The organism is Streptomyces sp. x-80, from assembly GCF_046549095.1.
Classification (GTDB): Bacteria; Actinomycetota; Actinomycetes; order Streptomycetales; family Streptomycetaceae; genus Streptomyces; species Streptomyces celluloflavus.
This window is the reverse complement of sequence record NZ_JAJPWM010000025.1, coordinates 1-25,466: the sequence shown is the minus strand read 5'-3', so window position 1 is coordinate 25,466 and position 25,466 is coordinate 1. Positions and strand designations below refer to the sequence as shown.

Genomic DNA, 25,466 nt, shown 5'->3' with positions numbered 1-25,466 from the left:
GGTACGGGCCGGGCGGGTCAGGCGACCCGGTCCAGCTGCCGCAGGGCGGTGACGGCCCGCCGGGCGATCTCCTGCGGGGTGCCGGACACGTCCACGGCGACGCCCGCCTCGTCGGATCCGAGCACTTCGAGCGTGGCGAACTGGGAGTCCAGCAGCGCGGTGGGCATGAAGTGGCCCTTGCGCTCGGCCATCCGCCGCTCGATCAGCGCGCGGTCGCCGGTGAGGTGCAGGAAGACCACGCCGGGGGCGGCGGCGCGCAGCCGGTCGCGGTACGCGCGCTTGAGCGCGGAGCTGCTGACCACGCCGCCCTGCCCGGCCCGGCCGTGCGCCCAGGCGCCGATGGCGTCCAGCCACGGGCCGCGGTCACCGTCGTCCAGCGGGGTGCCCGCCGACATCTTGGCGATATTGGCCGGCGGGTGGAAGTCGTCGCCCTCGGCGTAGGGCACGCCCAGTTCGGCGGCCACGAGCGGGCCGATCGTCGTCTTGCCGGTGCCGGCCACGCCCATCACGACGATGACATGGGGGGTGCTCATGCCGCTTACCTCGCTGTCCTCTTTGACCTCGTGCGTCCCCCACTGAAACCTATGGAGTACGACGTATTCAAGAGTCTGTGATGTAAACGTCATACTTAATGGGTAGCGGTCGGCACGGCATCCCATCGCCCCGGTGTGGGCCGTCCGTCGTCCGGAGGCGGAACGTAGGCTGAGGCCATGGAAATCGAGGGGGCGGGGAAGGGGCTGCACGGCCGAGTGCTGGAGTCCCTGGGACCCGCGATCACCGCGGGCGACTACCCTCCGGGCACGGTCCTGCGCACCGACGAGCTGGCACAGCGCTTCGACGTCTCGCGGACGGTCATCCGCGAGGCGATCCGGGTTCTGGAGTCGATGCAGCTGGTCGCCTCCCGGCGCCGGGTCGGGGTGACCGTCCGCCCGACGGAGGAGTGGAACGTCTACGACCCGCGGGTGATCGGCTGGCGGCTGGCCGGCCGGGACCGCCCCCGGCAGCTGCGTTCGCTGACCGTGCTGCGCTCGGCCGTCGAACCGGTCGCGGCGGGTCTGGCCGCCCGCCACGCCACCCCCGCGCAGTGCGCCGAACTCACCGAGCACGCCATGGGCATGGTGGCCACCTCACGCGGCCAACAGCTCGACGGCTATCTCGTGCACGACACGGCCTTCCACCGGGTGGTGCTGCGCGCCTCCGGCAACGAGATGTTCGCCCGGCTCGGCGATGTGGTCGCCGCGGTGCTGACCGGGCGCACCCAGCACCATGTGATGTTCACCGACCCCGACCCGGCCGCGGTCACCCTGCACGTCCAGGTCGCCGAGGCGGTACGCACCCGGGACGCCCGCCGCGCCGAGGAACTCACCCGCGAGATCACCATCGGCGCGATGGCCGAACTGGACGTCCTGGCACCGTAGTCGGCGGACGGGACCCTGCCCCTCCCCCGCTCCCCCGGGCGGTGCGCAAAGCCCGCCCGGGTGCCGTCGGGACGGCCGCGCGCCCGCTCAGAACAGCGGCTGCTGCCCCGGGATCGGCGGCTCCTCCGGGTCGAAGAGCTTCTCCGCGGGGGCCATCAGCGGGGCGATCCGGCGCGACCCCGGGCAGGAGATCAGCTCCAGGATCGTCCGGCGGCCGGGCGGGTCGTGACGGGCGAAGCGGCCGCCGACGACGGCGATCTCTCGGGTGCAGACGGGGCACGCGCGGCGGGGTGAGGACATGGAGAACATTGTGACTCAGCGGAGCTCGACGGCCACGAGGTACCTGATCCGGGCGGCCAGTGCCCGTACGGCGAGCGCCCGGGGGTCCGCCCGCTCGGCGGTGTCCACCAGGCACACCACGTCCTCGGCCCAGCGGCCGGTGGCCCGGTCCGCCGACCCGAGCCGGGCGAACGCCCGGTCCAGCAGCCCCCGGATCTCCTCGGCGGACCGCTCCCGCTTGACGGCCTTGACGGCGCCCAGGGCGTTGGCCAGCGCACTGACCGGAACCGGCCAGCCGCCACCGGCGGGCGCGGCTCCCACCGGCCCCGGTGCGGCCCGTACCTCCAGATCGAGGCGCCAGAAGAGCGAACCGCCGCGGAAGAAGAAGAACAGCAGCCGCCGGCCGGGCGCCCGCCACGCGTCGGGGTCGCTGCGCGCCGAGAGCACCGGCAGGGCCGCGTCCAGGCAGTCCCCGGCCCGCGCCACGCAGTACGCGAACCGCTCGGCCGGTACCGTCCACCGCAGGTCGATATCGCTGTAGCGGTCGGCCCCCTCCCCGGCGAGCGACCCGCGCAGTGCGATCTCGGCCTCGGGGCAGCAGTCGCGCAGCGCGGTGACCACGGTGCGCACCATCCGCGCGAAGGGCCGGCCGCCGGCCATCCCACCGATCGCCGCGTAGTCGAACTCGACCGGCACGTGCGGCAGTTGGGGAATCGGCAGCTCGGCCGCCGCCACCACGAAACCCTCCCGGCCCACGGCCTCCCCGGGACCGTGCAGCCGGACGCGACCGGTGCGGCCCGCCGGGGTGACGGCCCAGTACGCACCGGGCCGGGCCGCGCCCTCGTAGAGGACCGGCCGCCCCAGCGCGGCGGCGAGGGCCCGGCCCAGCGCCCGGCGCCCCGGAAGATCCACGGCCTCCGGCCCGGCGCACACGTCCAGCACCCAGGAGACATCGCCGCGCACCCGCCGGCAGCCGCACCGGACCGGTCGGCCTGGACGCCCGGGTTCCCCGTCCCCGCCCGCGATCTCGACATCCCGGACGGGCACACCGAAGGCGGCGGCAAGTGCCCGCCCCAGCACCCCGCCATCGACCCCGTCCGGACCGGCAAGGAACACCCGGTACGCCGCCGCCCCGCCGCTCAGAACGCCTCCGTCGGCAGATAGGACCCCCATACCTCCCGCAGCGTATGGCACACCTCACCGACCGTCGCCCGCGCCCGCAGCGCCTCCCGCATCGGGTAGAGGACGTTGCCGGTGCCCTCGGCGGTCCGCCGGAGGGCGGTCAGCGCGGCGGTCACCGCGGCCTGGTCGCGGCCGGCCCGCAGGGTGGCCAGCCGCGCGGCCTGGCGCGCCTCGATCGCCGGATCGACCCGCAGCGGCTCGTACGGGGCCTCCTCGTCCAGCCGGAAGCGGTTGACGCCGACCACGATCCGGTCACCGGCGTCCGTCTCCTGGGCGATCCGGTACGCGTTGCGCTCGATCTCCCCCTTCTGGAAGCCCTGCTCGATGGCGGCCACCGCGCCCCCCAACTCATCGATGTAGACCATGAGTTCGGTGGCCGCCGCCTCCAGGTCGTCCGTCATCGACTCGACGGCGTAGGACCCGGCGAACGGATCGACGGTGGCGGTGACATCGGTCTCGTACGCGAGTACCTGCTGGGTCCGCAGCGCCAGCCGGGCCGAGGCGTCGGTGGGCAGTGCGAGCGCCTCGTCGAAGGAGTTGGTGTGCAGCGACTGGGTGCCGCCGAGCACCGCGGCCAGCCCCTGCACGGCGACCCGTACGAGGTTCACCTCGGGCTGCTGGGCGGTGAGCTGGACACCGGCGGTCTGGGTGTGGAAGCGCAGCATCAGCGATCTGGGGTCACGCGCGCCGAAGTCCTCCCGCATCAGCCGGGCCCACATCCGGCGCGCGGCCCGGAACTTGGCGACCTCTTCGAGGAGGGTGGTCCGCGAGACGAAGAAGAAGGACAGCCGGGGCGCGAAGTCGTCCACCGCCATCCCGGCGGCGAGGGCCGTGCGGACGTACTCGATGCCGTTGCTGAGCGTGAAGGCGATCTCCTGCGCGGGCGAGGCACCGGCCTCGGCCATGTGGTAGCCGGAGATGGAGATGGTGTTCCACTTGGGGATCTCGGCCCGGCAGTACCGGAAGGTGTCCGCGACCAGCCGCAGCGAGGGCGCCGGCGGGAAGATGTACGTCCCGCGCGCGATGTACTCCTTCAGCACATCGTTCTGGACGGTCCCCGACAGCTGATCTCCCCTCACTCCGCCTTCCTCCGCCACGAGTTGGTAGAGCAGCAGCAGGACGGCGGCGGGCGCGTTGATGGTCATGGACGTGGAGACCCGGTCCAGCGGGATGCCGTCGAACAGCTCCCGCATGTCCTCGACGGAGTCGATGGCGACCCCGACCTTGCCGATCTCGCCGCTCGCGATCGGCGCGTCCGAATCGTGGCCCATCTGGGTCGGCAGGTCGAAGGCGACCGACAGGCCCGTCGTGCCGTGGTCGATCAGCCGCCGGTAGCGCGCGTTGGACTCGCGGGCGGTGCCGAAGCCCGCGTACTGGCGCATCGTCCAGGGGCGGCCGGTGTACATCGACGGGTACACCCCGCGGGTGAACGGATACGCCCCCGGCTCCCCCAGCCGCTCCCGGGGGTCCCAGCCGGCGAGCGCCCGCGGCCCGTACACCGGCTCGACGGGCAGCCCGCTCTCGTTGTACCGAACGCCGCCCGACTCGCGCGCCATGACTGTCCGCCTCCCACGGGGTGACCGGTGTGCCGGCCTCGTTCTCAGCATGCCCGCAGGTTCGCCGCCCCGCAGCGCTGGGAAGCATCAACGGTGGCCGGGCGGGCCGGCGATTCCTGGAGGTGGCGCATGCGGCGCAGACATACCGGACGGGCGGCGGCCACGGCGCTGGCGGCGGCCGCGCTGCTCACGGCGGCCGCGGGCTGCCGGCCGGTGACGGTCACCGGACAGGGGGCGACCGGCGGGCGGAGCGGCCAGCAGCAGCCGTTCCTCGGCTCCCCGCCGCCTCCGCCCCCGGCGTACCACCTGCCGACGCCCCCGGCCCGGCCCCCGGCCCCGCATCGCACCGTGCGGCCCCGGCCGCCCGCCCCGAAGCCGGTCCCCGCGGCGAAGCCGTCGCACCACCGGCCCCGCCCGCCCGCGGCGAAACCGGCCGGCACCGTGGACCGGCGCTGTCTGACGGGCCGGGTGCTCTGCATCAGCAAGCGCAGCGACACCCTCACCTGGATGGTCGACGGGAAGGCCGTCTCGACGATGGACGTCCGCTTCGGCGCCGAGTACACCCCGACCCGCGAGGGCGCCTTCGGCGTCACGTTCAAGAGCCGCCACCACGTCTCGACGCTCTACCACTCGGCGATGCCGTACGCGATGTTCTTCAGCGGCGGCCAGGCGGTGCACTATTCGTCGGACTTCGCCGCCCGCGGCTACACCGGCGCCTCACACGGCTGCGTCAACGTCCGGGACAGACAGAAGATCGCCGCCCTCTTCGCCACCGTACGACCGGGCGACAAGGTGGTCGTCTACCACTGACCGCACCGCTGTCCCACCGGCTCCCGCCCCTGGGGTCCACACGTCGTCAGTGACCGCCACCGCCGCTGGAGCACCCCCGCCACCTGCACGGGAGCGGCGCCGGCTCGGGCACGAGAAGAGGCGCGGGCAGGGCCGGGGGAACGTGCCCCGCCCGCGCCATGAGCGCAGGAGCCGTGGGTACGGGGGGAACCCCGGCTCCTGCACAGCCGATGACCAGTCGGCTTCATTCCTTACAGCGCCGACGGGCCGAAAAGTGTCACACCCGTCCCGTCACACCCGTCCCTCGGCGGCCGCGCTCGGGGTCACGGGGCGGGGGCCGACGGGGTGACGGGGGCGGGCTCCGGGGTGGACGCGCCGGGGGCGGGGCTCGGTGGCGCGGGGTGGTCCTCGTCGTCGCCCTCGTCGCCGCCTTGGCCGTTGCCGCCCTTGCCGTCGCCGTCCTGGTCCTGACCGCCCTTGCCGCCGCCCGGCCGGTCGCCGTGGTGCACGAGGTACTGGCGGCAGAAGGCGTGCACCTTCTCCTGGCCGCCCGCCGTGCGCTCCAGCAGCCGCCGCGTGCCGGGGTCCATGCTGCTGCGCCGGTCCGATTCGTAGGTGCGGCAGAGCGCGGGGACGAACTTCTTGCGGGCGCCGTGGCCGGACCCGGATTTCTTGTCGCCGCCGGTTGCGCCGGTGGTGTCCCGGTCGCCGCCGAGTTCCGCGTCACCGGTGCCGCCGGGGCCGCCGCCGGGGGTGGTGCGGCCCGGGGCCGGGGAGCCGCCGGGGCTGCTGCCCGGGGTGGGGGTGCCGGGGGGCCGGGTGGCGCCCTGACCGGGTACGAGCTGCGGGGGGTGCGGCGTCGCGCCGTCCGGTCCCCCGCCCGGCAGCTGGGTTTCGAGCGGTCCGGGGGTCACCGCGGCCGAGATGCTGGCGGCGGGCCCGGGGCCGGCGTCGTCGCTGCGGAAGGGCGTCGGCAGTACGCCGGTACCGGCCGCGACGGCGACGCCGCCGACCGCGCAGACCAGCAGCGCGGCCACGAAGCCGCGCCGGAAGGGCCGTCCGAGCCGGATGCGCTCGACGATGCCGAGGCTGCGCACGGTGTCGAGGGTGTGGACGGTGTGCCCGGCCGGGTCCTGACCGGCCGGGCCGCGGGCCTGCCGCCGGTCGCCGGCGCCGTCCTGGGCGCGGCGGAACGCGGCCAGTGCGGCTTCCTCACCGGGCAGCGCGGTGGTCGCGGCCGGTCCGGCCCCGGCCGCCGCGGCGGCCAGCAGTTCCGTCAGTTCGCGGGCCCCGGCGCCGTCCTGGGCGCCGACCGGCTCACCGCGCAGCAACCGCTCCGCGGCGTCCTTGTCGAGCCAGCTGTACCGCTCGTCGGCCATCACATGTCCTTCTGCGTCCGTGCGGCCGTTTCCGTCACACCGGGTACGTACGATTCGGCGACGCCGTCCTGGCGTCCGCGGCCCTGTGCGGGCACCCCGCCCACCGTTCCGCCACCCCCGCGCGGGGGCCGTGCGGGCCGGCCGGCGCGGGCGCCCCCGCCCTGGGCGGCACCGCCCGCGCCACCGCCCGCGGGCCCGTCCGCGGCGCACCCCGCGCCGCCGTCCGCCGCCGCGTCCGGCTCCCCGTCGGCCCCGCCCGCCGCGGGCTCGTCGGCGATCAGCTCGGCGAGCCGCCGCAGCCCCCGGTGCGCGGCGGTGCGCACCGCGCCGGGCCGCTTGCCCAGCACCTGCGCCGTGGCCTTGGCGTCCAGCCCGACCACCACGCGCAGCACCACGGCCTCGGCCTGGTCCTGCGGCAGCCGGGCTATCAGCCGCAGGGTGCGGCCGGTGCCCAGCGCCTCCAGCGCCTCGCCCGCGGTGTCGGCCGTGCCGGGGGTGTCGGCCAGTTCGCTCTCGTCGCCGCCGATCGCGGGCCGGCGGCCGCGCATCCGGATGTGGTCCAGGGCGCGGTTGCGGGCGATACGCGCGGCCCAGCCGCGGAAGCGGTCCGCGTCACCGCTGAACCGTGCGAGGTCACGGGTGATCTGGAGCCATGTTTCGGACGTGACATCCTCGGCGTCCGCATCACCCACCAACGTCCGCACATATCCGAGAAGTCGGGAATGTACGGCGCGGTAGACGGTACGGAACGCCGCCTCGTCGCCACTCTGGGCCGCCTGCACGGCAACCGTCAGCCGGCTGTCGTCCGGCTGAATGTCGTCCCCTCGCACGGGTCCATCCTGTCGCACGCGGAAACTCCGCCGCCCGGTCCTTGTCCCTTTGGTTACCGCGCCCGGCCGCCGCGCTCCACCACCCCGCCCGGCGTCCCGTCCGGTAGCCGGCCCCGGTCACCGCCCGCCGGAAACCACGGCGCTCCTGTGCACCCCCGGTGACCCAGCTGTTCCCGCCGACCGTAACCCGACCACCCGTCCGGCCCGCACCCGGGCCACCGCACGACGCGACGGGCCCGGCCACACCCGGTCCGCCGGCTCCCCCCATCGCGGCCCCCGCGGCCACCCCCGTGTGACGCTTTCGGGCCGTCCGGCGCTGTATCGGATAGAGGGCCGTCACCGGCCCTCCGCGAGCGGCGGCCGGGGCCTCTCCTGTGGGGGGTGGCGGCCCCGGCCGTCCCCGCACATTCCACGCCCTGCCCAGGCACTACGCGAGGATGCTGTCCCGGAGGTCCTGGACCCGAAATCGCTACCTTCCTGGCCTGCGGAAACGCCGGAGAATCGGATATTAGGCCACATTAGACCCCGTTTCCATCCTTCCGGACCCTGCTCGATCCGCCTCGATCGGGCTCCCGTGCTGACACGTCAGCACGGGGTCAAGATGCGTTACTGAAGAAAACCCAGGGCCCGGCAGGTCCCTTGAACAAGCAGACAGGATGAATAGGCAGCTCCATCACATGAGCAAAGTGCCCTCATTGACCGGCATCGCACCGTAGCGCCGGCCGTTCGAGGCTCCGACGGCCGGCGGAAGGGTGGCGGTCACCGGGCGAAGCCTTCGCCGAGGTATTCGTCGGTGCGCGCGGACAGATCGGCCGGGCCGTCGAAGAGTCCCCGGTCCTCGGCGTGCAAGCGCTCCCCGACCGGGGCGGTGGGTACGACGAGGGTTCCGGCGGCCCATTCGAGTCGGTACCCCTCGTAGGGGCGATGACGACTACCGGGACCGACGACAACCCGCTCATGACCCGCACGTTCAGTTCCTCCAGCGACTGCTCACCGCTCGTCCTGCCGGTCTCGCATACGGGAGCCGAGCGCTTGGTGTGGCCCGATGAACCGGGAGGGAGCAGATGCCGTTGCCATCGGGCCGGCCCTTGCACGCGAGCCACTGGTCGAATCCGTGGGCTGGAGACCCCGGCCGTCGGCTGCGGCGGTGGTGTGGCCCTCGGCGGCCGCCGTTCCGGTGACAGGGAAAACCACGGCTGCCCCGGTGACCGTTGTCGCGACGCGACGCGTGGCGCGGGCGCGTCGCGACAACGGGCGCGTTATGGGGTTACCAAGCCTCTTCCCAGACGTAGGTGTTGCAGTAGAAGCCGGACTGTTCCATCTGCTGTTTCGCCACGGTGCGTTTCTGCGACTCAAGGGTTTTGCCGTTGGCCGTCGTCTGCCGGTAGAAAACATCGAACGTCCGGCTGCCACCGATCCCGTGGGCGATCGCCCAGCCCGGCGAATTCCCGGCCGAGGCGGGGTACTCGTACTCCTTGCCGCCTCGCTCCTTGACGATGACCTTTGTGTTCGGGGGAACATTCACGGAGGTGTCCCACTTGAGGTCCATGTAGGTCCACCAGACGCTGCATTCCAGGCTCGGTTTGGTGACGGGCAGCGTTTTCACGGCGCCGGGGTCGGTGGGGGCGGGCGGTGGCGGTGCCGTCCACCACTTGTAGACGGTGATGATGCCTTCGACGACCTGGTCGGCGAGGAGCACGGCGTCCACGAGTTCACCCACGACCGGCACGGCCTGCGCGGCGACCAGGCCCGCCAGCGCAAGGGTGTTGATGGCGATGGTCTCTGCGTCCTTGTGCTCGATGCCGTCGGCGATGCCGACAGCCTGCCCCAGTCCGGGGACGACGGCGGTGAGCGCCGCGGCCTTGTCGAGGGAGGTGGCGTTCTCGTCCTCGAACGTCTGGGCAACGCTGGTTGCCCAGAGCGCGATGTTGGCCTTCGTCGCGAGATGGCTCTCGTTGAGTCCGCCGATTTCGGTGAGCTTGGCGCTGTGGGCCTCGGTGACGCGTTTCACCTCCGCTCCGGTCATGGCCTTTTCGGAGCGGTTCGGCAGGGACTTCACGTGGTCCTTGTCGCCGAGAACCGCGCGGACCTTCTGCTTGGCCTCGTCACGGACCTTGTTCCAGTCAACGGAGTTCAGGACTCCGCAGCCTGCTCCCCCTTCGGTTGCGGAGCGCTTGGTCCTGGGCTTCTTCAGCCCGCACACCTGGGGGGTCTCGTAGTCGAGGATCGCGAAGTCCTTGTAGTGGTCGGGGGAGTAGAACCACTCGTGCGCGACTTCCGTGCCCTGCGTGTCGACGGCGGATCCCCGGATGAGGCGGTGGGTTCCTCTTGTCCCGCCGTCCGGTTTAGGGAAGGCGTCGTAGATGGTGTACTTCCATTCCTTCGCGCCCTTGGGGGTGACGGCGGGGAGGAGGTCGCCCGACCGCTTCTCGTAGGGGTGCCCGTTGTAGTGGCCCGGCGGCTGCTCGGTCCTGTCGAGCGCGGCATCGACTGTCCGCATTCTGTGGGCGACATCCCTGCCGTCGTACTTCACTCGCTTGCCGCTGCGGTTGATGGTCTGCTCTTCGATGTCACCTGTCGTCTTCTGATCGAAGGAGGCACGCCAGGGTTTTCCGGTCTGTGAGCCGCCCTGCTTGGGCGGGGTGGGGGCGGCTTCGCTGATGCCGGTGCCGAGCAGCGAGAAAGCGGCTGCTCCCGCCACTGTCGCGATGCAGCGTCGGACGGCAAGGGGTACGGAGGTGGGCTGCATTGTTTTGGCTTCTCCTGTTTCTCAGGGCGGGGTGGGCGGGTCCGCGGGACCCAGGGACGGGCCAGGCCCGCCGGCTGACGACAGTGCCGGACGGCGGGCCCGGCTTCCTCCGGCGGGTTGTCACCCGAATCCGAGGCTGAAAGAGGTGAGTTGGATCGTGAGGCTGAAGATCGAAAATGACACGTCGTGACTCCTTTCTCCGATCGGCAGTTTTCGCTCGGGTGCTCCGGGGTCAGCCCCAGATGCTCCATTTGAACGCCGTGCTGAACAGGGTCAGGGTGGTGTTGAAGAGGCTGAAGGTCATGGTCGGTCCACACCTTTCTTCGTGGGGTGATCCGGGTCATTCGTAAGATCGGGAGCCCAGGGTCTAGAGCGCGATGAAGACCGTCAGAATGCCCGGGAGCCAGAAAATGGGGAGCTTGAGCATGGCTGCCTCGTTCTCGTGCCAATTCGCTTGGGAGTCGGTGAGTTGATCGTCTCTGGCAAATCCAGGGCAAAGCACCCGTACAAACCCGCAGGATGGCTGCGGGTTTCCCGCAAGGGAGGAATTCGGAAGACAGCGGCCCGAATACGGGCCGTGCAGTTGACAAGCGGATTCGCGTGACGGAGGGTGATCGCACGTCCGTTGCCGCCGGGGTGAGTTAGGAACTACCGATGTCCGAACCCGTGCGTGTCGTTCTGGTCGACGACCATCTCACGGTGCGGGCCGGGACCAGGGCGCTCCTGGAGCCAGCGGGTTTCGCCGTGGTGGGCGAGGCGGCCACCGCACGTGAGGCGGTCGGTGTCGTCACTGAGCGGCGGCCCGATCTGCTGGTGCTGGATATGGTGCTGGATTCCGGGCCGGTGCTGTCGGTCATCCCGGAACTGCTGTCAGCCGCGCCCGGCATGGGAATTCTGGTGCACAGCATGCATGAGGACCCCGCGCTGGTCAGGGGAGCCCTGGCGGCGGGCGCGTCCGGCTATCTGCTGAAGAACACGTCGGTGCCCGAACTCGTCCTGGCGGCACGCAATGTGGTGGCGGGCGGGAAGTACGTACAGCCCCGGCTCGGGGCCGGGCTGGCTGGCGGGCCCGAGCCGGGGACGGAGCTGACTCCCCGGGAGCGGCAGGTGCTGGACCTGCTGGCGAACGGGCACACCAACCGCGAGGTGGCGGCAAGGCTGACGGTGAGCGTACGCACGGTGGAGAGTACCCGGGCGGCGCTTCGCAACCGGCTGGGGCTGGTCACCAGGGCGGACCTCGTCGCGTACGCGCAGCACCACGGATCGGCCCGTGTCTAGGGGGCACGGGGGCGAGAACAGCCGGTGGCCGGCCCGCGGGCCGCAGGTGTTCGGCTTCGCACGAGACCTCTGCCTGGCCTTGATCCTGCTCGGCGCCGTGGCGTACGCGGCCGACTTCTTCTCCCAGGAACCCTTGCCCGTACGCCCTGTGGCGGCGCTGACCGTGGTCGCTGCCACAGGGGCACTGGCGCTCATGGTCCGGCAGGCGCCGAAGGTCCGCTGTCTGCTGGCGCTGGTGGCCTGTGGGTTCACGGCCCTGGCCGCGAGTTGGCTGCTGGCCGAGGGGGCGCAGTACGCGGCGCTGGGCTTTCTGCTGGCGGCTGCTGTGTACGCGGTGCCGGCCTGGCCCGACGCCAAGGTGCTGCTTGGCCAGGGCCGGGCGCGGGCGCTGATCGGCCGACAGGAACACTACGCGGCGCTGATCGCGGGGGAGTTGCACGACGAGGTCCTCCAACTCCTGGCGCTGACACGGAGACAGCTCGACGCCGCACGTACCGAAGGGGATCCCGAGGCGCTGCGCGTGGTGGCGGAGGAGGCCGTCGGGCGGTTGGACGAACAGGCGTTGGTGCTGCGCAGCATCATCGCCACCCTGCACCCGGTGGCTCTGCGCAGGCTGGGCCTGACCGAGACGGTACGTTCCCTCGCCGGGCGGGTGGCCGCCGAGAACGGTCTGATGGTGGACGTGGACGTGCAGGGCGACCCGCTGCACGAGCCGGAAGCGGACGACGGGACGAGCTTCGCCGCATACCGCGTCGCCCAGGAGGCGCTCACCAATGTGGTCAAGCACGCCGACGCCCTGCATGTGCGCGTCTTCCTGGTCTACCGCTATGACCGTGTCAGTCTCTCCGTCATCGACGACGGGTGCGGCTTGCCGCAGAACTCGCGTACGGACGAGCAGGGGTACGGGATCCAGGGCATGCGGTGGCGCTGCGAGGCGTACGGCGGCACGTTCTCCGTGTCCTCGGCGGGTGCGGGGGAAGGCACCGTGGTGCGGGCCCTGCTGCCGGTGCGGCGAGGCCGCCCGGCCCACGTCGACGGCCGAACGCCTGGGTAGCGGCTGGAAAGGTGACGCTGGAGTCCGGGCTGGTTGCCTTGGCCGGCTGAGAGTGACGGCGGCCGCACTACGAGGCCGTCTGCCGTCTGCCGTCTCCCGCGCCGCCGGCTTGCCGAACCGCACCGATGCCCTGTTCACGTCTGTCGAGGGCGAACAAGTAGAGCTCTGAGGCGATAGCACTCGGCCCCGGTCAGGCGACTCCCGACCGGGGCTGACGCTGGCCTGCGGGGTGTCGTCGCCCCTCAGCCCAGGTGCGGGTCTTTGTAGCCCATGGGGGGGGTGTGCGCAGTTCCCGTAGCCGTACCCCGCTCCGTGCCCACCGCCGCCGAGTGATGACAGGGACCCCACTTCTCGTCCGCCGCGTTCATGACCAGGCCCGCTATGCAGTGCGCCCAGTCATCCCCCGGGTGGCGAACCCGTCCGTCCGGCAGACTGCCGCTCAGCGTCACATCAACCTCGTGCCTGTCCACCTTCTCAACCTTCTTGATGTACCTCGTGTCCTTCTCGGCCGTCGGCCCGTCCGTGAAGGCCCCGAGTACTTCCGCTGTCACCTCCAGGGGATCCGGTTTCGGCGTCGGCTCCAGGGCCCCGCACCCCACGAGGAACGGCACAGCAGCGGTAATAGGCATCAGACGCCGGAATCGCGCTGTAAGTGGGCGTTCAGGTATGTCTAGTACCGGTAAGTCGTCTATGCAGACGACCCCTTATGGGTGCTATACGCCATAGACATGAATTTGCGCCTCCGGCGGCGTCAGCCTGTGCGCCCATTTAGTTCGCTTCTATCGCTCAGAGGGCACTTGCTTGATGAATCGGTCGGGCCAGGGATGGCACCCCCGGCCGCCCCCCGCCCCCCGGCTCAGATCTGTCCGGCCAGTGTCTTGAAGTCCGGCCAGGACAGTGCCGGTTTCCGGGGGTCCCACAGCTTCTGTACGAGCGCCCGCAGCGGCAGCTGGATTCCGTGGGCGATCTGGTCCGGCGTCTGTGCTCCGGCCAGGTCGTTCCAGACCGCGAACCGGGCGCCGGGGATCCGGTCGGGCCCGGTCTGGTCCGCGCCGACGGCCACCGGCTTGGTGCCGCGCAGTACCTGCGGGGTCCACTCGCGGTAGATGCGCTCGCCGGTCGGATAGATGAAGTTGTTCGGCTCGCCGAGCACGTAGTAGAGGTACTCGTCGTTGAGGTTCATGACGGTGCGGCCCTCGCGCAGGAACTCCGCCGGGTCGCGCGCCCCGATCTCCTTACCCGTCCAGTAGGCGACCGTACGGTCCTTGTCGGCGGCCACCTTCCCGTCGCGGAAGAACCCGTCGTTCCACGCCTCGACGCGGTTCCGGCCCGCCGCCCGCACGGTCTGCTGCCGGTCGTTGAGCCAGCCGGTCGCCAGGTCCTTGATGGTGGCGCCCGTCCCGTACTTCTGCTGTGCGGCCTTCGCGAGACCCGGGAACGACGCCGCCGGGTCGCTGACGGTCAGCGCCTGGTACTCGTCACCGCCCAGATGCCAGTACCCGTCGGCACCCTTGGGGACGGTGAACAGCTCGGCGTACTCGCGCAGCAGGTCGTCGACGAGCGCCGCGGACTTCGGGTTCGCGATGTCGATCGCGCCGCGCACCACCTTCCCCTGGGCGTTGCGCAGCTGAAGGTCGGGGTGCTTGGCGAGTACGGCGCCCAGGTGGCCGGGCGAGTCGAGTTCCGGGATGACGGTGACGTGCAGGCTGCGGGCGAGCTGCACCAGATGGCGGACCTGGTCCTTGGTGAGGTGGTCCGCGGAGACGATCTCGGGGTGCGAGGAGCTCTCGATGCGGAAGCCCTGGTCGTCGGAGAAGTGCAGCTGGAACTGGTTGAGCTTGAGATCGGCGATCTCCCGGATGCGGGCCTCGATCCACGCCGCGCTGAACGGCTTGCGGGCGTTGTCCAGCAGCAGACCGCGCTGCGGACGGTCCGGCCGGTCCTCGATGGTGCCCTCGGGCAGCCCGCCCCCGGTACGGACGGCCTGCTTGACGGTGCGGGTGGCGTTGAAGATGCCGGCGTCGGTGGGGGCCGCGAGGGTGAGGCGGCTGTCGCGGGCGGTGAGGGTGTACGCCTCGTCGGCGGTGTCGCGGACGGGCGCGTTGTCCGCGCCCTCCTTGCCGGTGAGCTTCACCTCGACGTCCCCGGGCCGTACGGTCTGGTCGCCCCAGACCACCGGGAGCCCGCCCAGATCGCCGGCGAGCAGCCGGGCGTCGTCGGCGACGCTGCTCCGCTCACCGGCCGGCACCACCACCCGGGCCCCCTTGGTGGGCCGCCAGCCGCGCCCGTCGGCCGCCCGGAAGTCACGGACGGCCGGGATGGTGCGCGGCGCGCCGGTCACCGCCGCCCAGGTGGGCGTCGGGGCGGCGGACGGGCTCGCCGCGGCGCCGGTGCTGCCGGGCGGCTCGGTGTCCGCGGCGCCGGAGCAGCCGGTCAGCGCCAGCGCCGAGGCGAGCGCGGGGACCGCCAGCGCGGCCCAGGCCGCGGGGGCGCGCCGCGGCGGGCGCGCGGGCCCGGACGGCCGTGGTGACCGTACGGAACCCGTCCGCCGCATCGGATTCGACATCGTGCAATCCTCACTTTTCGGGGCGTGGACACTGCCGGATACCCGGGCCGGCCGTCCACCGGGTACGCGGCAGCTCTCTCATCCGGGTGAAATTCGCGTATCCCTCAGACAATGGCCGACAACCATCGTTACTTTGGCGTCTCGATCCGTCACTCCCTTCCCAGGGCTCCCGCATCGCGGGATTTCGGCCGGAATTCCGGCCGGATGCCGCGCACAGCTCCCGCTCCGGCGGCGGCCGCACCACGCCCCGCCGCTTCCGCGGGCGCCCGGCACCGTCCACTCCCGTCCAGCTTCCGTCAGACATCCGACCCGCACCCGCCGAACAGACCCGTTCAGATCACTCGCATCCCCTACACCACGCCAAACGACTCCAGAACAGACCAGACCACTACAAGCCACCCCGAAGTCATTCCAGATCCACTCCAGGTCCGCTCCAGATCCGCTCAAGGTCCGCTCCAGGTCCGCTCCAGGTCCGCCCCGCCCTCTCCCCCCTCCTCCCCTCGCCCGCCCCGCATCCGTCCCGTCCGAGGAGCCCACGCTGTCCGGTGACACCCCGGCCGCCCGGCCGACGACGCTGCATCCTTCGCTCGCGCCCCGTTACGGCATACCGCCGCGGCCCCGCGTCACGCTGCCGCCGAGCCCGTCGGCCGGCGCGGGGCTGGGCCGTTTCAACACCGCCGCGCCGGATGACGCCGAGGCCGCGCTGCTGACCTGCTGCGGCAGCCGCCGCTGGGCCGCCCGGATGGCCGCGTACCGCCCGTACCCCGATCTGGAGTCCCTGCTCGCCGCCTCCGACGAAGCCTGTTACGACATGACACCGGCCGATCTGGACGAGGCGTTCGCCGAGGAGTCCGTCTCACCGCACCCGCTGGTCGGCGCGCGCGGCCGGGGCACACTCGCCGCGCACACCGCGCTACGCGCCGCGCACGCCGAGTACGAGCGACGCTTCCGTCATGTCTTCGTGATCTGCCTGGACGGCTACCCCGAGGACGAGCTGCTGGACGCGGTGCTGACCGCCATCCGCACCCGGCTCGGCAACGAACCGGACGAGGAGCGGGCCCGCACCGCGGATGAGCTGCGCAGACTCGCCCGCGGACGGCTGGCCCGGCTCGCGGCCTCCCGCCGGTAAAGGCCCACTTCGTACGCGGGTGATAGCCCGTTGGTGCCTGTTTGATCACACCTGCGGACCCCGGCGATAGGAACCGACAACACGTCGCTACGATGTCCAGGGCCGGTGGACCGTACCCGGCCGGGCCAAACCGACAGTGAAGCCGGCTGGCTCCAATCCCCGCTCCCGGAGGGTTTTTCCGTGCCGGCTGGAACGCTGTACCGCGGCCGGGAAGGCATGTGGTCCTGGGTGGCTCATCGAGTCACTGGCGTCCTCATTTTCTTCTTCCTGTTCGTACACGTCCTCGACACCGCTCTTGTCCGAGTCTCGCCCGAGGCTTACGACAACGTCGTGGCGACATACAAGACGCCCCTCGTCAACGTGATGGAGTACGGCCTGGTGGCCGCCATCCTCTTCCACGCGCTCAATGGCCTCCGCGTCATCGCCGTGGACTTCTGGTCGAAGGGCCCCAAGTACCAAAAGCAGCTGCTCTGGACCGTGGTCGGTATCTGGGTCGTGCTGATGGCCGGTGCTTTCTACCCCGTGTTGCAGCACACCCTGCGCACGCTGTTCGGGAGCTGATGACGCGAGATGTCTGCTGAAACCCACTCCCCCGCAGGTGCCACCGAGATGGACAACGTCCCCCTCTACGATGTCGACCACCCCGCCCCGGTGATCGAGCCGCCGCGCAAGCGCACCACGAAGACGCCGAAGTCGACGCGTACCAACTTCGAGATGTACGGCTGGCTGTTCATGCGGCTGTCCGGCATCGTGCTGGTCGTCCTGGTCCTGGGCCACCTGCTGATCCAGCTGGTGCTGGACGGCGGCGTCTCCAAGATCGGCTTCGCGTTCGTGGCCGGCCGCTGGGCCTCGCCGTTCTGGCAGGTCTGGGACCTGTGCATGCTGTGGCTCGCCATGCTGCACGGCGCCAACGGTCTGCGCACCGTCATCAACGACTACGCGCAGCGGGACAACACCCGCTTCTGGCTGAAGATGCTGCTGTACACCGCCACGGTGTTCACCGTCCTTCTGGGCACGCTGGTGATCTTCACCTTCGACCCGAACATCCAATAAGGCCCCGGGGCTGAGGTATCCACCCATGAAGATCCATAAGTACGACACCGTCATCGTCGGCGCCGGCGGCGCGGGCATGCGCGCGGCCATCGAGTCGACGAAGCGCAGCCGCACCGCGGTCCTGACGAAGCTCTACCCGACCCGCTCCCACACCGGCGCAGCGCAGGGCGGCATGGCCGCCGCCCTCGCGAACGTCGAGGAGGACAACTGGGAGTGGCACACCTTCGACACGATCAAGGGTGGCGACTACCTGGTCGACCAGGACGCCGCCGAGATCCTCGCGAAGGAGGCCATCGACTCGGTCCTGGACCTGGAGAAGATGGGCCTGCCGTTCAACCGCACCCCGGACGGCACCATCGACCAGCGCCGCTTCGGCGGCCACTCGCGCAACCACGGTGAGGCCCCGGTCCGCCGGTCCTGCTACGCCTCGGACCGCACCGGCCACATGATCCTTCAGACGCTGTACCAGAACTGCGTCAAGGAGGGCGTGGAGTTCTTCAACGAGTTCTACGTCCTGGACCTGCTGATGCAGGACGTCGACGGGGTCAAGAAGTCGGCCGGCGTCGTCGCGTACGAGCTGGCGACCGGCGAGATCCACGTCTTCCAGGCGAAGGCGATCATCTTCGCCTCCGGCGGCACCGGCAAGTTCTTCAAGGTGACCTCCAACGCGCACACCCTGACCGGTGACGGCCAGGCGGCCGCGTACCGCCGCGGTCTGCCGCTGGAGGACATGGAGTTCTTCCAGTTCCACCCGACCGGTATCTGGCGGATGGGCATCCTCCTGACCGAGGGCGCGCGCGGCGAGGGCGGCATCCTTCGCAACAAGGACGGCGAGCGCTTCATGGAGAAGTACGCGCCCGTCATGAAGGACCTGGCCTCGCGTGACGTCGTCTCCCGCTCCATCTACACGGAGATCCGCGAAGGCCGCGGCTGCGGCCCGGACGGCGACCACGTCTACCTGGACCTGACCCACCTGCCGCCGGAGCAACTGGACGCCAAGCTCCCGGACATCACCGAGTTCGCGCGCACCTACCTCGGTATCGAGCCCTACACGGACCCGATCCCGATCCAGCCGACCGCGCACTACGCCATGGGCGGCATCCCGACCAATGTCGAGGGTGAGGTGCTGGCCGACAACACCACCGTCGTGCCGGGCCTGTACGCCGCCGGCGAGGTCGCGTGTGTCTCCGTGCACGGCGCCAACCGGCTGGGCACCAACTCGCTGCTGGACATCAACGTCTTCGGGCGCCGGGCCGGTATCGCCGCCGCCGAGTACTCCGCGGACGCCGAGTACGTCGAGCTGCCCGAGGACCCGGCGCGCCAGGTCGTCGACCAGGTCGAGCGGCTGCGTACGTCCGCCGGCACCGAGCGGGTCGCGACGCTGCGCACCGAGCTCCAGGAGTGCATGGACGCCAACGTCATGGTGTTCCGCACCGAGCAGACCATCAAGACGGCCGTCGAGAAGATCGCCGAGCTGCGCGAGCGCTACCGGAACGTGTCCATCCAGGACAAGGGCAAGCGGTTCAACACCGACCTGCTGGAGGCCATCGAGCTGGGCAACCTGCTCGACCTGGCCGAGGTCATGGCCGTGTCCGCGCTCGCCCGCAAGGAGTCCCGCGGCGGTCACTACCGCGAGGACTACCCCAACCGCGACGACGTCAACTTCATGCGGCACACCATGGCGTACCGCGAGGTGGGCGCAGACGGCTCGGAGTCGATCCGCCTCGACTACAAGCCGGTCGTGCAGACCCGCTACCAGCCGATGGAGCGTAAGTACTGATGAGCACCCCGACGCTTGACAAGCACTCCGCGGCGCTGGATGCCGCCGAGAACGGCGCTGCGCACCTGATCAAGGTCACCTTCCGGATCCGCCGGTTCAACCCGGAGGTCTCGGAGGACGCCAGCTGGCAGGACTTCGAGCTGGAGATCGACCCGAAGGAGCGCGTCCTGGACGCCCTCCACAAGATCAAGTGGGACCAGGACGGCACGCTGACGTTCCGGCGGTCCTGCGCCCACGGCATCTGCGGCTCCGACGCCATGCGCATCAACGGTAAGAACCGTCTGGCGTGCAAGACGCTGATCAAGGACATCAACCCGCAGAAGCCGATCACGGTCGAGGCCATCAAGGGCCTGACGGTCCTCAAGGACCTGGTCGTGGACATGGAGCCGTTCTTCCAGGCGTACCGCGATGTGATGCCGTTCCTGATCACCAACGGCAACGAGCCGACGCGCGAGCGCCGGCAGAGCGCCGAGGACCGCGAGCGGTTCGACGACACCACCAAGTGCATCCTGTGCGCCGCGTGCACGTCGTCCTGCCCGGTGTTCTGGAACGACGGCCAGTACTTCGGCCCGGCCGCGATCGTCAACGCGCACCGCTTCATCTTCGACAGCCGTGACGAGGGCGGCGAGCAGCGGCTCGAAATCCTCAACGACAAGGACGGCGTCTGGCGCTGCCGTACGACCTTCAACTGCACGGACGCCTGCCCGCGCGGTATCGAGGTCACGAAGGCGATCCAGGAGGTCAAGCGGGCGCTGATCACGCGCCGCTTCTGACCCGCCGGTCCGGCCTGCTCCCGAGGGCCCCGCTTCCGTTTCGCGCACGCTGTGCGTCACGGAGGCGGGGCCCTTCGGCTTGGCCCGGCGGGGTGGGTGGACGGTGGCCGGGCGGACGGGGATCAGGCGGACGGAGATCAGGCGGACCGCAGGGAGCTCGCCGCGAGGGCCTCGTCCTGGGTACGGCGGTCCCGCATGGTCTGCGCGTACGCCTCCAGCGCGGCCCGCCGCCGCGCCAACTCCGCCATCTCCCCGTCCAGTTGGGCCAGCTTCCGCTCCATGATCCCGCGGGAGAGCGCGCACGGGACCAGCCCGGGGCCGCCCTGGGCGCAGGGCAGCAGGGCACGGATGTCGTCGGTGCCGAGCCCGGTGGCGAGCAGGTCGCGGATACGGGCGACGGTCTCGGCCGACTCGGCGTCGTAGCGCCGGTAGCCGTTGGCGTCGCGCCGGACGCGGAGCAGCCCCCGTTCCTCGTAGTAACGCAACGCGCGGGCGCTGACGCCGGTGCGCCGGGACAGCTCACCGATCCGCATCCGCTCACCCATGCCACCACTCACCGGCACTCCCCTCCAGCGGCAGATCCCCTAACCGGCACTCCCCTTCGCCGCCATCCCGCCCGACTTGACCTTCACGCCGATGTGAAGGTGCAACCTCTCCCCCATGGCACAGATTCCCGCGGCTTCCCTGCCGCCCCTTTCCACCACCGTCACCGGCCCGGCCACCGGTCCCGGCATCCTGCTGGCGCACGGCGCGACCGGCAGCATCGAGGGCAACTACGCCGAGCTCATCCCCGCCCTCGCGGCCTCCGGTCACCGCGTGGTGGCACCCGACTATCCGGGCTCGGGCCGGACCCCGCGCGCCGCGGACCCGCTGACGCTGGACGGCCTGGCCGACGCACTGGTCGCCGAGGCGGTCCGGGGCGGGCTGGAGACCTTCACCCTGATCGGCTTCTCGCTGGGCACGGCGGTGTCCGTACGGATCGCCGCGCGCCATCCCGAGCGGGTACACGGACTCATACTCACCGCGGGGCTCGCCCGCCCCGACCAGCGTGCGGAGATCTGGCTCGACCTGTGGCTGCGCCTTCTGGCACGCGCGGACTACGCGGGCTTCGCCCAGGCACGGGCGCTCAGCGGGCTGTCCGCCGGGCATCTGAACGGCCTGTCGCCCACCGCGCTGGCGGCCGTACTGGACCCGGACCCGGACAGCCCGCCGCCCGGTTCGGCCGAGCAGACCGCACTCGTACGGACCGTGGACACCACCGCCGACCTGCCGGGCATCTCGGTACCGACCCTCGTCATCGCCACCACTCTGGACGCCCTCCTCCACCCGTCCCACTCCCGCTACCTGGCCGAACACATCCCGAACGCCGAGTACTCCGAGATCGCCACCGGTCACGTCCCGATGGTCGAACGGCCGGCGGAGTGGCACGCCCTGATCGAGAAGTTCCTGGCCGGGCACGGGCTGTAGCAGCTGTAGGGCGCGGAGAGGGGAGACAGGGGCGGGCGGGTCCGGGGGCCGGCCCGCCCCTTTCCCCGGTTTCCCGGACCGTGCGCCCGGCCGGGCCCCGGTTAGGCTCACGGCTGTGGACGACGCGACGAGGAGCAGCGGAAAGACGGCGGGAGCGGCGGGTCCGGCCGGTACGGCGGATGGCACGGGCAGTGCGGGCGGCACAGACAGTGCGGGCGGTACGGGCGGGACGCGTTCCAAGAGCGAGCAGACCCGTGCCCTGATTCTCGAAACGGCCATGCGGCTCTTCCAGGAGCGCGGCTACGAGAAGACGACCATGCGGGCCATCGCCAAAGAGGCCGGCGTCTCGGTGGGCAATGCCTACTACTACTTCGACTCGAAAGCCTCCTTGATCACCGGCTTCTACGACCGGTTGGTGCGCGAGCACGCCGCGGTGACCCACGAGCGCCTGCAAGGGATTACGGACTTCGGGGAACGCGTTGAAGTCGCTGTCCTGGCCTGGGTGGATTGCGCGGAGCCGTACCACGAATTCGCGGCCCAGTTCTTCAGCACGGCGGCCGATCCGGAGAGCCCCCTGAGCCCCTTCTCCAGCGAATCCCATTCGGCCAGGGCGGCGGCGGTCCAGATCTTCCAGGACGTGCTCGAAGGTTCACAGGTCGGCCCGAAACTGGATGCGGAATTGGCCGGCCTTCTCCCCGATCTGCTGTGGCTCCACCTCATGGGGGTGGTCCTCTACTGGGTTTTCGACCGCAGCGCACACACCGAGCGCACCCGGGCCTTCGTGCGCAAGTCCGCGCCGATGGTCGCGCGTGCCGTGCGGCTTTCCCGGTTCAGGGTCGTCCGGCCGCTGGTCCGTGACGCCGTGGGACTGGTCGAAGAGTTCATCATTCCGAAAGTCCGGAACGGCGTGGGCAAGTAGCCACGAGAGTTCAGCGGGTCCGCGCGGGCGACCGCGACCCGCGTGAACACCGGGCAGACCCGCCCCCCTGTGCGGCAGTGGATTCACGGTCATGGATTCCCTCACCCTCGGAAACGAGGGGACGGTATTCCTCACGTACCAGAAGTCCTCGGGAAATAATTGCGTGGTCAGCATCCGCAACGGCACGAGTGGCCCCATCCCCATGGCTGCACTTTCACGGCGTTCCGCCGATTCATCGACATGGATCTCGGACGAGGGCGATTTCACCACCTGCGCCGGCCCGGTATGGGTCTGGGCAAAAGGCGCCTGCATGAACTGGGGCGGCGTCATCAACGGCGGCTACGGCCACCGGGAAGACGACCATTGCGGCTAGTGCTCTGATCGCAAGGGCTCGCCGGGTTGGAGGTTGGGGCGGTTGGGTGTGCGGTGTCGACGTCCGTCCGATCGCTGGGGGTGTGATGGCTGAGGCTGTCCGTGTGCGCAGACTGACCGATCAGGAAGGGCTGAAGCTTCAGCAGATCGTGCGCCGTGGCAGTACCGGTTCGGTGCGCTATCGGCGCGCGATGCTTCTGCGGGCGTCGGCCGGTGGGAACCGGGTGCCAGTGATCGCCCAGCTGGTGCAGCCGACGAAGACACCGTCCGGGATGTGATCCACCGGTTCAATGAGATCGGCCTGGCCTGCTCGGCCCTCAGTGGGCGGGAGGCCGTCCCCGCCTGCTCAGTCCTGACGACGAGGACTTCGTCGTCCAGACGGCTGCCACCCGACCGGCCGAGCTCGGCCTGCCCTTCACCCGCTGGCCCATCCGCAAACTCGCCGCCTGCCTGCGGAAAGTCCACGGCCGTGCCCTCTGCATCGGCCGCGAGGCGTTACGTTGCCTGCTCGCTCGCCCCAGGGCCAGTACCGTGCGGACATGGCAGGCAAGCGGCAGCCGTACTGGCGCACCATGGGGACCCCGACGACTCGTGCTCTACCGATCCGTCGACTGGTGGCGGTACGCGATCTGCTTCACCCAACCGTCGGGCGTCGCCGATGGCGCTCTCAACGATCCCGCGTCCTCGTCCGAGCCCGGTATCGCACAGGCTGCCTGCCACAAGAAGGCCGAAGAACTCACGCACAGACGGCTGGAGGTCCTCCGGTGCGAATCCGATCAACCGGACGGGTGGACCGGCACCGTCACCAGCGCCGACCCACGTCCACCCGCATAACCGAAGCAGCGCGTCATTCAACCCGGCGAACCTCCGCAGTCAGAGCACTAGCGGGGTGACGATTGTCAGCGCTCAAGTGCGGTCGAGCCGGTCCAGCTGGCCAGAAGATCGAGTGCCTGGCGTTCGGGTGAGTCGGGCTCGGGCGAGTAGATGGTGATACGGAGCCCGGGGTCAGCGGGCAGATCGAGGGCTTCGTAGGGCAGGGCCAGGTCCCCGACGAGCGGGTGGTGCAGTTGCTTCACGCCGGAGCAGTGGAACTTCACGTCGTGCCTAGCCCAACGCTGGGCGAACTCGTCGCTCTTTGTGGAGAGCTCGCCGATCAGGTCCATCAGGCCCTTGTCTTGCGGCGAGCGGCCGGTCTCGGTGCGCAGGAAGGCGACCGAGTCGTTGGCGGCCTTCTCCCGCTCGGGCCAGAAATCGGCAGAACCAGGATCGAGGAACAGGAACCGCGCGGTGTTGACCGGACCACGCTGCGCGAACAACGGGGAATCGTAGACCGGGGCATACAGAGCCTGGCCGAGAGAGTTGGCGGCGAGGATGTCGAACCGCCCATTGCGGATGTAGGCCGGCAGGTCGGTCATCGCGTCGAGCACCCGCAGAACCACCGGTCGGATCCGCCCCGTCGCAGTAGGTGGCCGACGCTCGGACGCAGTGGCCGCGCGGGCCAGGTCGTAGAGGTAGGCCCGCTCGGCATCGTCGAGCTGAAGTGCGTGGGACAAGGAGTCCAGCACCGAGTCCGAGGCGCCCCTCAAGTTCCCGCGCTCAAGGCGGATGTAGTAGTCAATGCTCATCCCGGCCAGCAGTGCCACCTCCTCCCGGCGCAACCCGGTCACACGTCGATTGCCACCGAAGACGGGCAGCCCTGCCCGCTGGGGCGTAATACGGGCGCGACGGGTGCTGAGGAACTCCCGCACCTCGTCGGCCTGCTCATGCCTCTGGCTGTCGGTCACATCACCACCGTAGGTCGTGCGGCGGTGCGCTGGGAGGTACTGCCGTTACCCGGAAGAGCAGTAACTCCCACCCGCGCACGAATACGGGTTCCATGGCAGGGACACAGCAAGGCAGAGCCCCCTCACATCGACCTGCTGAACACCCCGACGCGTCATCCCGCACGACCAACTAGAAAGGCGTCAAGTGGTGGACAACCAATTCACAACGCATGCAGAACTTTTCGATCTGAGCGGAAAGCGCGCGCTCGTCACCGGTGGCACCAGAGGCATCGGGATGATGATCGCGCGTGGCCTTCTCCAGGCGGGCGTCCGCGTGGTCATCAGCTCACGCAACGCAGAAGCGTGCGCTCAGGCGCAGGAACAGCTGTCCACATTCGGTGAGGTGCGGGCCATCCCCGCCGACCTGTCCCGCCACGACGAGTGTCGGCGACTGTCCGACCTCGTCACCGCCGACTCGGAGCGTCTCGACATCCTCGTCAACAACGCGGGCGCCATGTGGGACGAGCCGCTGGCGACGTTCCCGGACGCGGCCTGGGACACGGTCGTCGACCTCAACCTGAAGTCGCCGTTCTGGCTGGTCCAGGCGCTGCTGCCCGCACTTCGCAGGGCGGGTACCGCCGACGATCCCGCGCGGATCATCAACATCGGCAGTATCGCCGCCATCCACATCCCCCAGCGGCCCAACTACTCGTACTCCAGCAGTAAGGCCGCACTGCATCAACTCACCAGAGTGCTCGCCAAGGAACTAGGACCGCAGCACGTCACCGTGAACGCCGTGGCGCCGGGACCGTTCCCGTCGGCGATGATGGCTGCAACCCTCGATGAGTTCGGCGAGGCGATCGCGGCGTCGGCCCCACTACGCCGGATCGGTCGCGACGACGACATGGCGGGTGTCGCCGTGTTCCTCGCCAGCCGGGCAGGCGCATACCTAACGGGCGCCGTGATCCCCGTCGACGGCGGCATCGCCACAACCGCGTAGGCCGCCTAGTACTCCAGCCGGACTTTGATGTTTTGCCTGGTCAACGGCTTGGGTTTGGGGAGTGTAGTGGGGTGGTGCTGGAAGCGGGGCGGGTTCGCCGGGCCTGTCCCGCGAACGAGTGCCCTCGCCG

Annotated in this window: 24 protein-coding genes and 1 pseudogene; 14 read left to right on the top strand and 11 right to left on the bottom strand. The window is 70.4% G+C overall.

All coding sequences use genetic code 11. The features are described 5' to 3' along the window. Positions 1-17 precede the first annotated feature (17 nt). A complete protein-coding gene (locus ACLJWH_RS35905; RefSeq protein ID WP_411145991.1) occupies positions 18-533 on the bottom strand; it encodes a gluconokinase in 516 nt (171 codons plus the stop codon). A gap of 177 nt (positions 534-710) precedes the next feature. Here ACLJWH_RS35905 and ACLJWH_RS35900 point away from each other — a divergent pair, with 177 nt between their 5' ends. Beyond that, positions 711-1,418, top strand: a complete 708-nt coding sequence (locus ACLJWH_RS35900; RefSeq protein WP_411145990.1) for a FadR/GntR family transcriptional regulator — start codon at positions 711-713, stop codon at positions 1,416-1,418. Positions 1,419-1,505: 87 nt separating this feature from the next. Here the strand turns inward: ACLJWH_RS35900 and ACLJWH_RS35895 are convergent, their stop codons facing one another. The 3 genes from ACLJWH_RS35895 to ACLJWH_RS35885 are packed head-to-tail and all read right to left on the bottom strand — an operon-like array spanning position 1,506 to position 4,435. Next, positions 1,506-1,718 (bottom strand): hypothetical protein, encoded by a 213-nt coding sequence (locus ACLJWH_RS35895; protein ID WP_411145989.1) that lies wholly within the window; start codon positions 1,716-1,718, stop codon positions 1,506-1,508. A 15-nt stretch (positions 1,719-1,733) separates the two neighbouring features. Then, positions 1,734-2,870, bottom strand: a complete 1,137-nt coding sequence (locus ACLJWH_RS35890) for a hypothetical protein (RefSeq protein WP_411145988.1) — start codon at positions 2,868-2,870, stop codon at positions 1,734-1,736. Further along, entirely contained in the window at positions 2,837-4,435 is a 1,599-nt protein-coding gene (locus tag ACLJWH_RS35885; RefSeq protein WP_411145987.1) for a methylmalonyl-CoA mutase, read from the bottom strand. Before ACLJWH_RS35885 ends, ACLJWH_RS35890 begins: the two co-directional genes overlap by 34 nt. Before the next feature lie 129 nt (positions 4,436-4,564). On the opposite strand from ACLJWH_RS35885, the gene ACLJWH_RS35880 reads away from it, so the two are divergent. Beyond that, positions 4,565-5,245: a L,D-transpeptidase gene (locus tag ACLJWH_RS35880; protein WP_411145986.1), complete on the top strand. Its 681-nt coding sequence runs from the start codon at positions 4,565-4,567 to the stop codon at positions 5,243-5,245. 302 nt (positions 5,246-5,547) lie between these two features. Here the strand turns inward: ACLJWH_RS35880 and ACLJWH_RS35875 are convergent, their stop codons facing one another. The 3 genes from ACLJWH_RS35875 to ACLJWH_RS35865 all read right to left on the bottom strand — a co-directional run bounded on the left by ACLJWH_RS35875 (position 5,548) and on the right by ACLJWH_RS35865 (position 10,134). Next, positions 5,548-6,603, bottom strand: coding sequence for a hypothetical protein (locus tag ACLJWH_RS35875; RefSeq protein ID WP_411145985.1), 1,056 nt, complete (start codon positions 6,601-6,603; stop codon positions 5,548-5,550). Beyond that, positions 6,603-7,418 carry an RNA polymerase sigma factor gene (locus tag ACLJWH_RS35870; RefSeq protein WP_411146038.1) on the bottom strand — a complete coding sequence of 272 codons (816 nt, stop codon included), beginning with the start codon at positions 7,416-7,418 and terminating at the stop codon, positions 6,603-6,605. The genes ACLJWH_RS35875 and ACLJWH_RS35870 overlap by 1 nt, the downstream gene beginning before the upstream one ends. A gap of 1,282 nt (positions 7,419-8,700) precedes the next feature. Beyond that, on the bottom strand, positions 8,701-10,134 hold the full coding sequence (locus ACLJWH_RS35865; RefSeq protein ID WP_411145984.1) for a hypothetical protein: 1,434 nt from the start codon (positions 10,132-10,134) through the stop codon (positions 8,701-8,703). A gap of 702 nt (positions 10,135-10,836) precedes the next feature. Here ACLJWH_RS35865 and ACLJWH_RS35860 point away from each other — a divergent pair. Further along, entirely contained in the window at positions 10,837-11,460 is a 624-nt protein-coding gene (locus ACLJWH_RS35860; protein WP_411145983.1) for a response regulator, read from the top strand. Continuing rightward, positions 11,453-12,514, top strand: coding sequence for a sensor histidine kinase (locus ACLJWH_RS35855; protein WP_411145982.1), 1,062 nt, complete (start codon positions 11,453-11,455; stop codon positions 12,512-12,514). Before ACLJWH_RS35860 ends, ACLJWH_RS35855 begins: the two co-directional genes overlap by 8 nt. 242 nt (positions 12,515-12,756) lie before the next feature. On the opposite strand, the gene ACLJWH_RS35850 is transcribed toward ACLJWH_RS35855, so the two are convergent. Together ACLJWH_RS35850 and ACLJWH_RS35845 are read right to left on the bottom strand one after the other, a co-directional pair. Continuing rightward, positions 12,757-13,125 carry a hypothetical protein gene (locus ACLJWH_RS35850; RefSeq protein ID WP_411145981.1) on the bottom strand — a complete coding sequence of 123 codons (369 nt, stop codon included), beginning with the start codon at positions 13,123-13,125 and terminating at the stop codon, positions 12,757-12,759. A 245-nt stretch (positions 13,126-13,370) separates the two neighbouring features. Next, positions 13,371-15,080: a beta-N-acetylhexosaminidase gene (locus ACLJWH_RS35845; RefSeq protein ID WP_411145980.1), complete on the bottom strand. Its 1,710-nt coding sequence runs from the start codon at positions 15,078-15,080 to the stop codon at positions 13,371-13,373. A gap of 604 nt (positions 15,081-15,684) precedes the next feature. Here ACLJWH_RS35845 and ACLJWH_RS35840 point away from each other — a divergent pair. The 5 genes from ACLJWH_RS35840 to ACLJWH_RS35820 all read left to right on the top strand — a co-directional run bounded on the left by ACLJWH_RS35840 (position 15,685) and on the right by ACLJWH_RS35820 (position 19,815). Further along, complete coding sequence (locus ACLJWH_RS35840) at positions 15,685-16,209, top strand: 2-oxo-4-hydroxy-4-carboxy-5-ureidoimidazoline decarboxylase (protein ID WP_411146037.1); 525 nt, start codon at positions 15,685-15,687, stop codon at positions 16,207-16,209. Positions 16,210-16,389: 180 nt separating this feature from the next. Next, positions 16,390-16,770 (top strand): succinate dehydrogenase, cytochrome b556 subunit, encoded by a 381-nt coding sequence (sdhC, locus tag ACLJWH_RS35835; protein ID WP_094793099.1) that lies wholly within the window; start codon positions 16,390-16,392, stop codon positions 16,768-16,770. 9 nt (positions 16,771-16,779) lie between these two features. Further along, a complete protein-coding gene (locus tag ACLJWH_RS35830; protein WP_052859338.1) occupies positions 16,780-17,262 on the top strand; it encodes a succinate dehydrogenase hydrophobic membrane anchor subunit in 483 nt (160 codons plus the stop codon). A 25-nt stretch (positions 17,263-17,287) separates the two neighbouring features. Beyond that, positions 17,288-19,042 carry a succinate dehydrogenase flavoprotein subunit gene (gene sdhA / locus ACLJWH_RS35825; RefSeq protein WP_411145979.1) on the top strand — a complete coding sequence of 585 codons (1,755 nt, stop codon included), beginning with the start codon at positions 17,288-17,290 and terminating at the stop codon, positions 19,040-19,042. After that, the gene (locus ACLJWH_RS35820; protein ID WP_411145978.1) at positions 19,042-19,815 is read left to right on the top strand and encodes a succinate dehydrogenase iron-sulfur subunit; all 774 of its coding nucleotides are present in this window, start codon (positions 19,042-19,044) and stop codon (positions 19,813-19,815) included. The genes sdhA and ACLJWH_RS35820 overlap by 1 nt, the downstream gene beginning before the upstream one ends. Positions 19,816-19,952: 137 nt before the next feature. On the opposite strand, the gene ACLJWH_RS35815 is transcribed toward ACLJWH_RS35820, so the two are convergent. Continuing rightward, positions 19,953-20,372, bottom strand: a complete 420-nt coding sequence (locus tag ACLJWH_RS35815; RefSeq protein WP_411145977.1) for a MerR family transcriptional regulator — start codon at positions 20,370-20,372, stop codon at positions 19,953-19,955. 103 nt (positions 20,373-20,475) lie between these two features. On the opposite strand from ACLJWH_RS35815, the gene ACLJWH_RS35810 reads away from it, so the two are divergent. The 4 genes and pseudogenes from ACLJWH_RS35810 to ACLJWH_RS35795 form a co-directional block, all read left to right on the top strand. Then, positions 20,476-21,282 (top strand): alpha/beta fold hydrolase, encoded by an 807-nt coding sequence (locus ACLJWH_RS35810; RefSeq protein WP_411145976.1) that lies wholly within the window; start codon positions 20,476-20,478, stop codon positions 21,280-21,282. A 115-nt stretch (positions 21,283-21,397) separates the two neighbouring features. Further along, positions 21,398-22,201 carry a TetR family transcriptional regulator gene (locus tag ACLJWH_RS35805; RefSeq protein ID WP_411145975.1) on the top strand — a complete coding sequence of 268 codons (804 nt, stop codon included), beginning with the start codon at positions 21,398-21,400 and terminating at the stop codon, positions 22,199-22,201. A gap of 91 nt (positions 22,202-22,292) precedes the next feature. Then, entirely contained in the window at positions 22,293-22,574 is a 282-nt protein-coding gene (locus tag ACLJWH_RS35800) for a hypothetical protein (protein ID WP_411145974.1), read from the top strand. 85 nt (positions 22,575-22,659) lie between these two features. Next, positions 22,660-23,125 (top strand): annotated as a pseudogene (locus ACLJWH_RS35795) (helix-turn-helix domain-containing protein); the annotation flags it as partial. Positions 23,126-23,472: 347 nt separating this feature from the next. Here the strand turns inward: ACLJWH_RS35795 and ACLJWH_RS35790 are convergent. Then, positions 23,473-24,357 carry a helix-turn-helix transcriptional regulator gene (locus tag ACLJWH_RS35790; RefSeq protein ID WP_411145973.1) on the bottom strand — a complete coding sequence of 295 codons (885 nt, stop codon included), beginning with the start codon at positions 24,355-24,357 and terminating at the stop codon, positions 23,473-23,475. 184 nt (positions 24,358-24,541) lie between these two features. On the opposite strand from ACLJWH_RS35790, the gene ACLJWH_RS35785 reads away from it, so the two are divergent. After that, the gene (locus ACLJWH_RS35785; RefSeq protein WP_411145972.1) at positions 24,542-25,336 is read left to right on the top strand and encodes an SDR family oxidoreductase; all 795 of its coding nucleotides are present in this window, start codon (positions 24,542-24,544) and stop codon (positions 25,334-25,336) included. Positions 25,337-25,466: the final 130 nt, after the last annotated feature.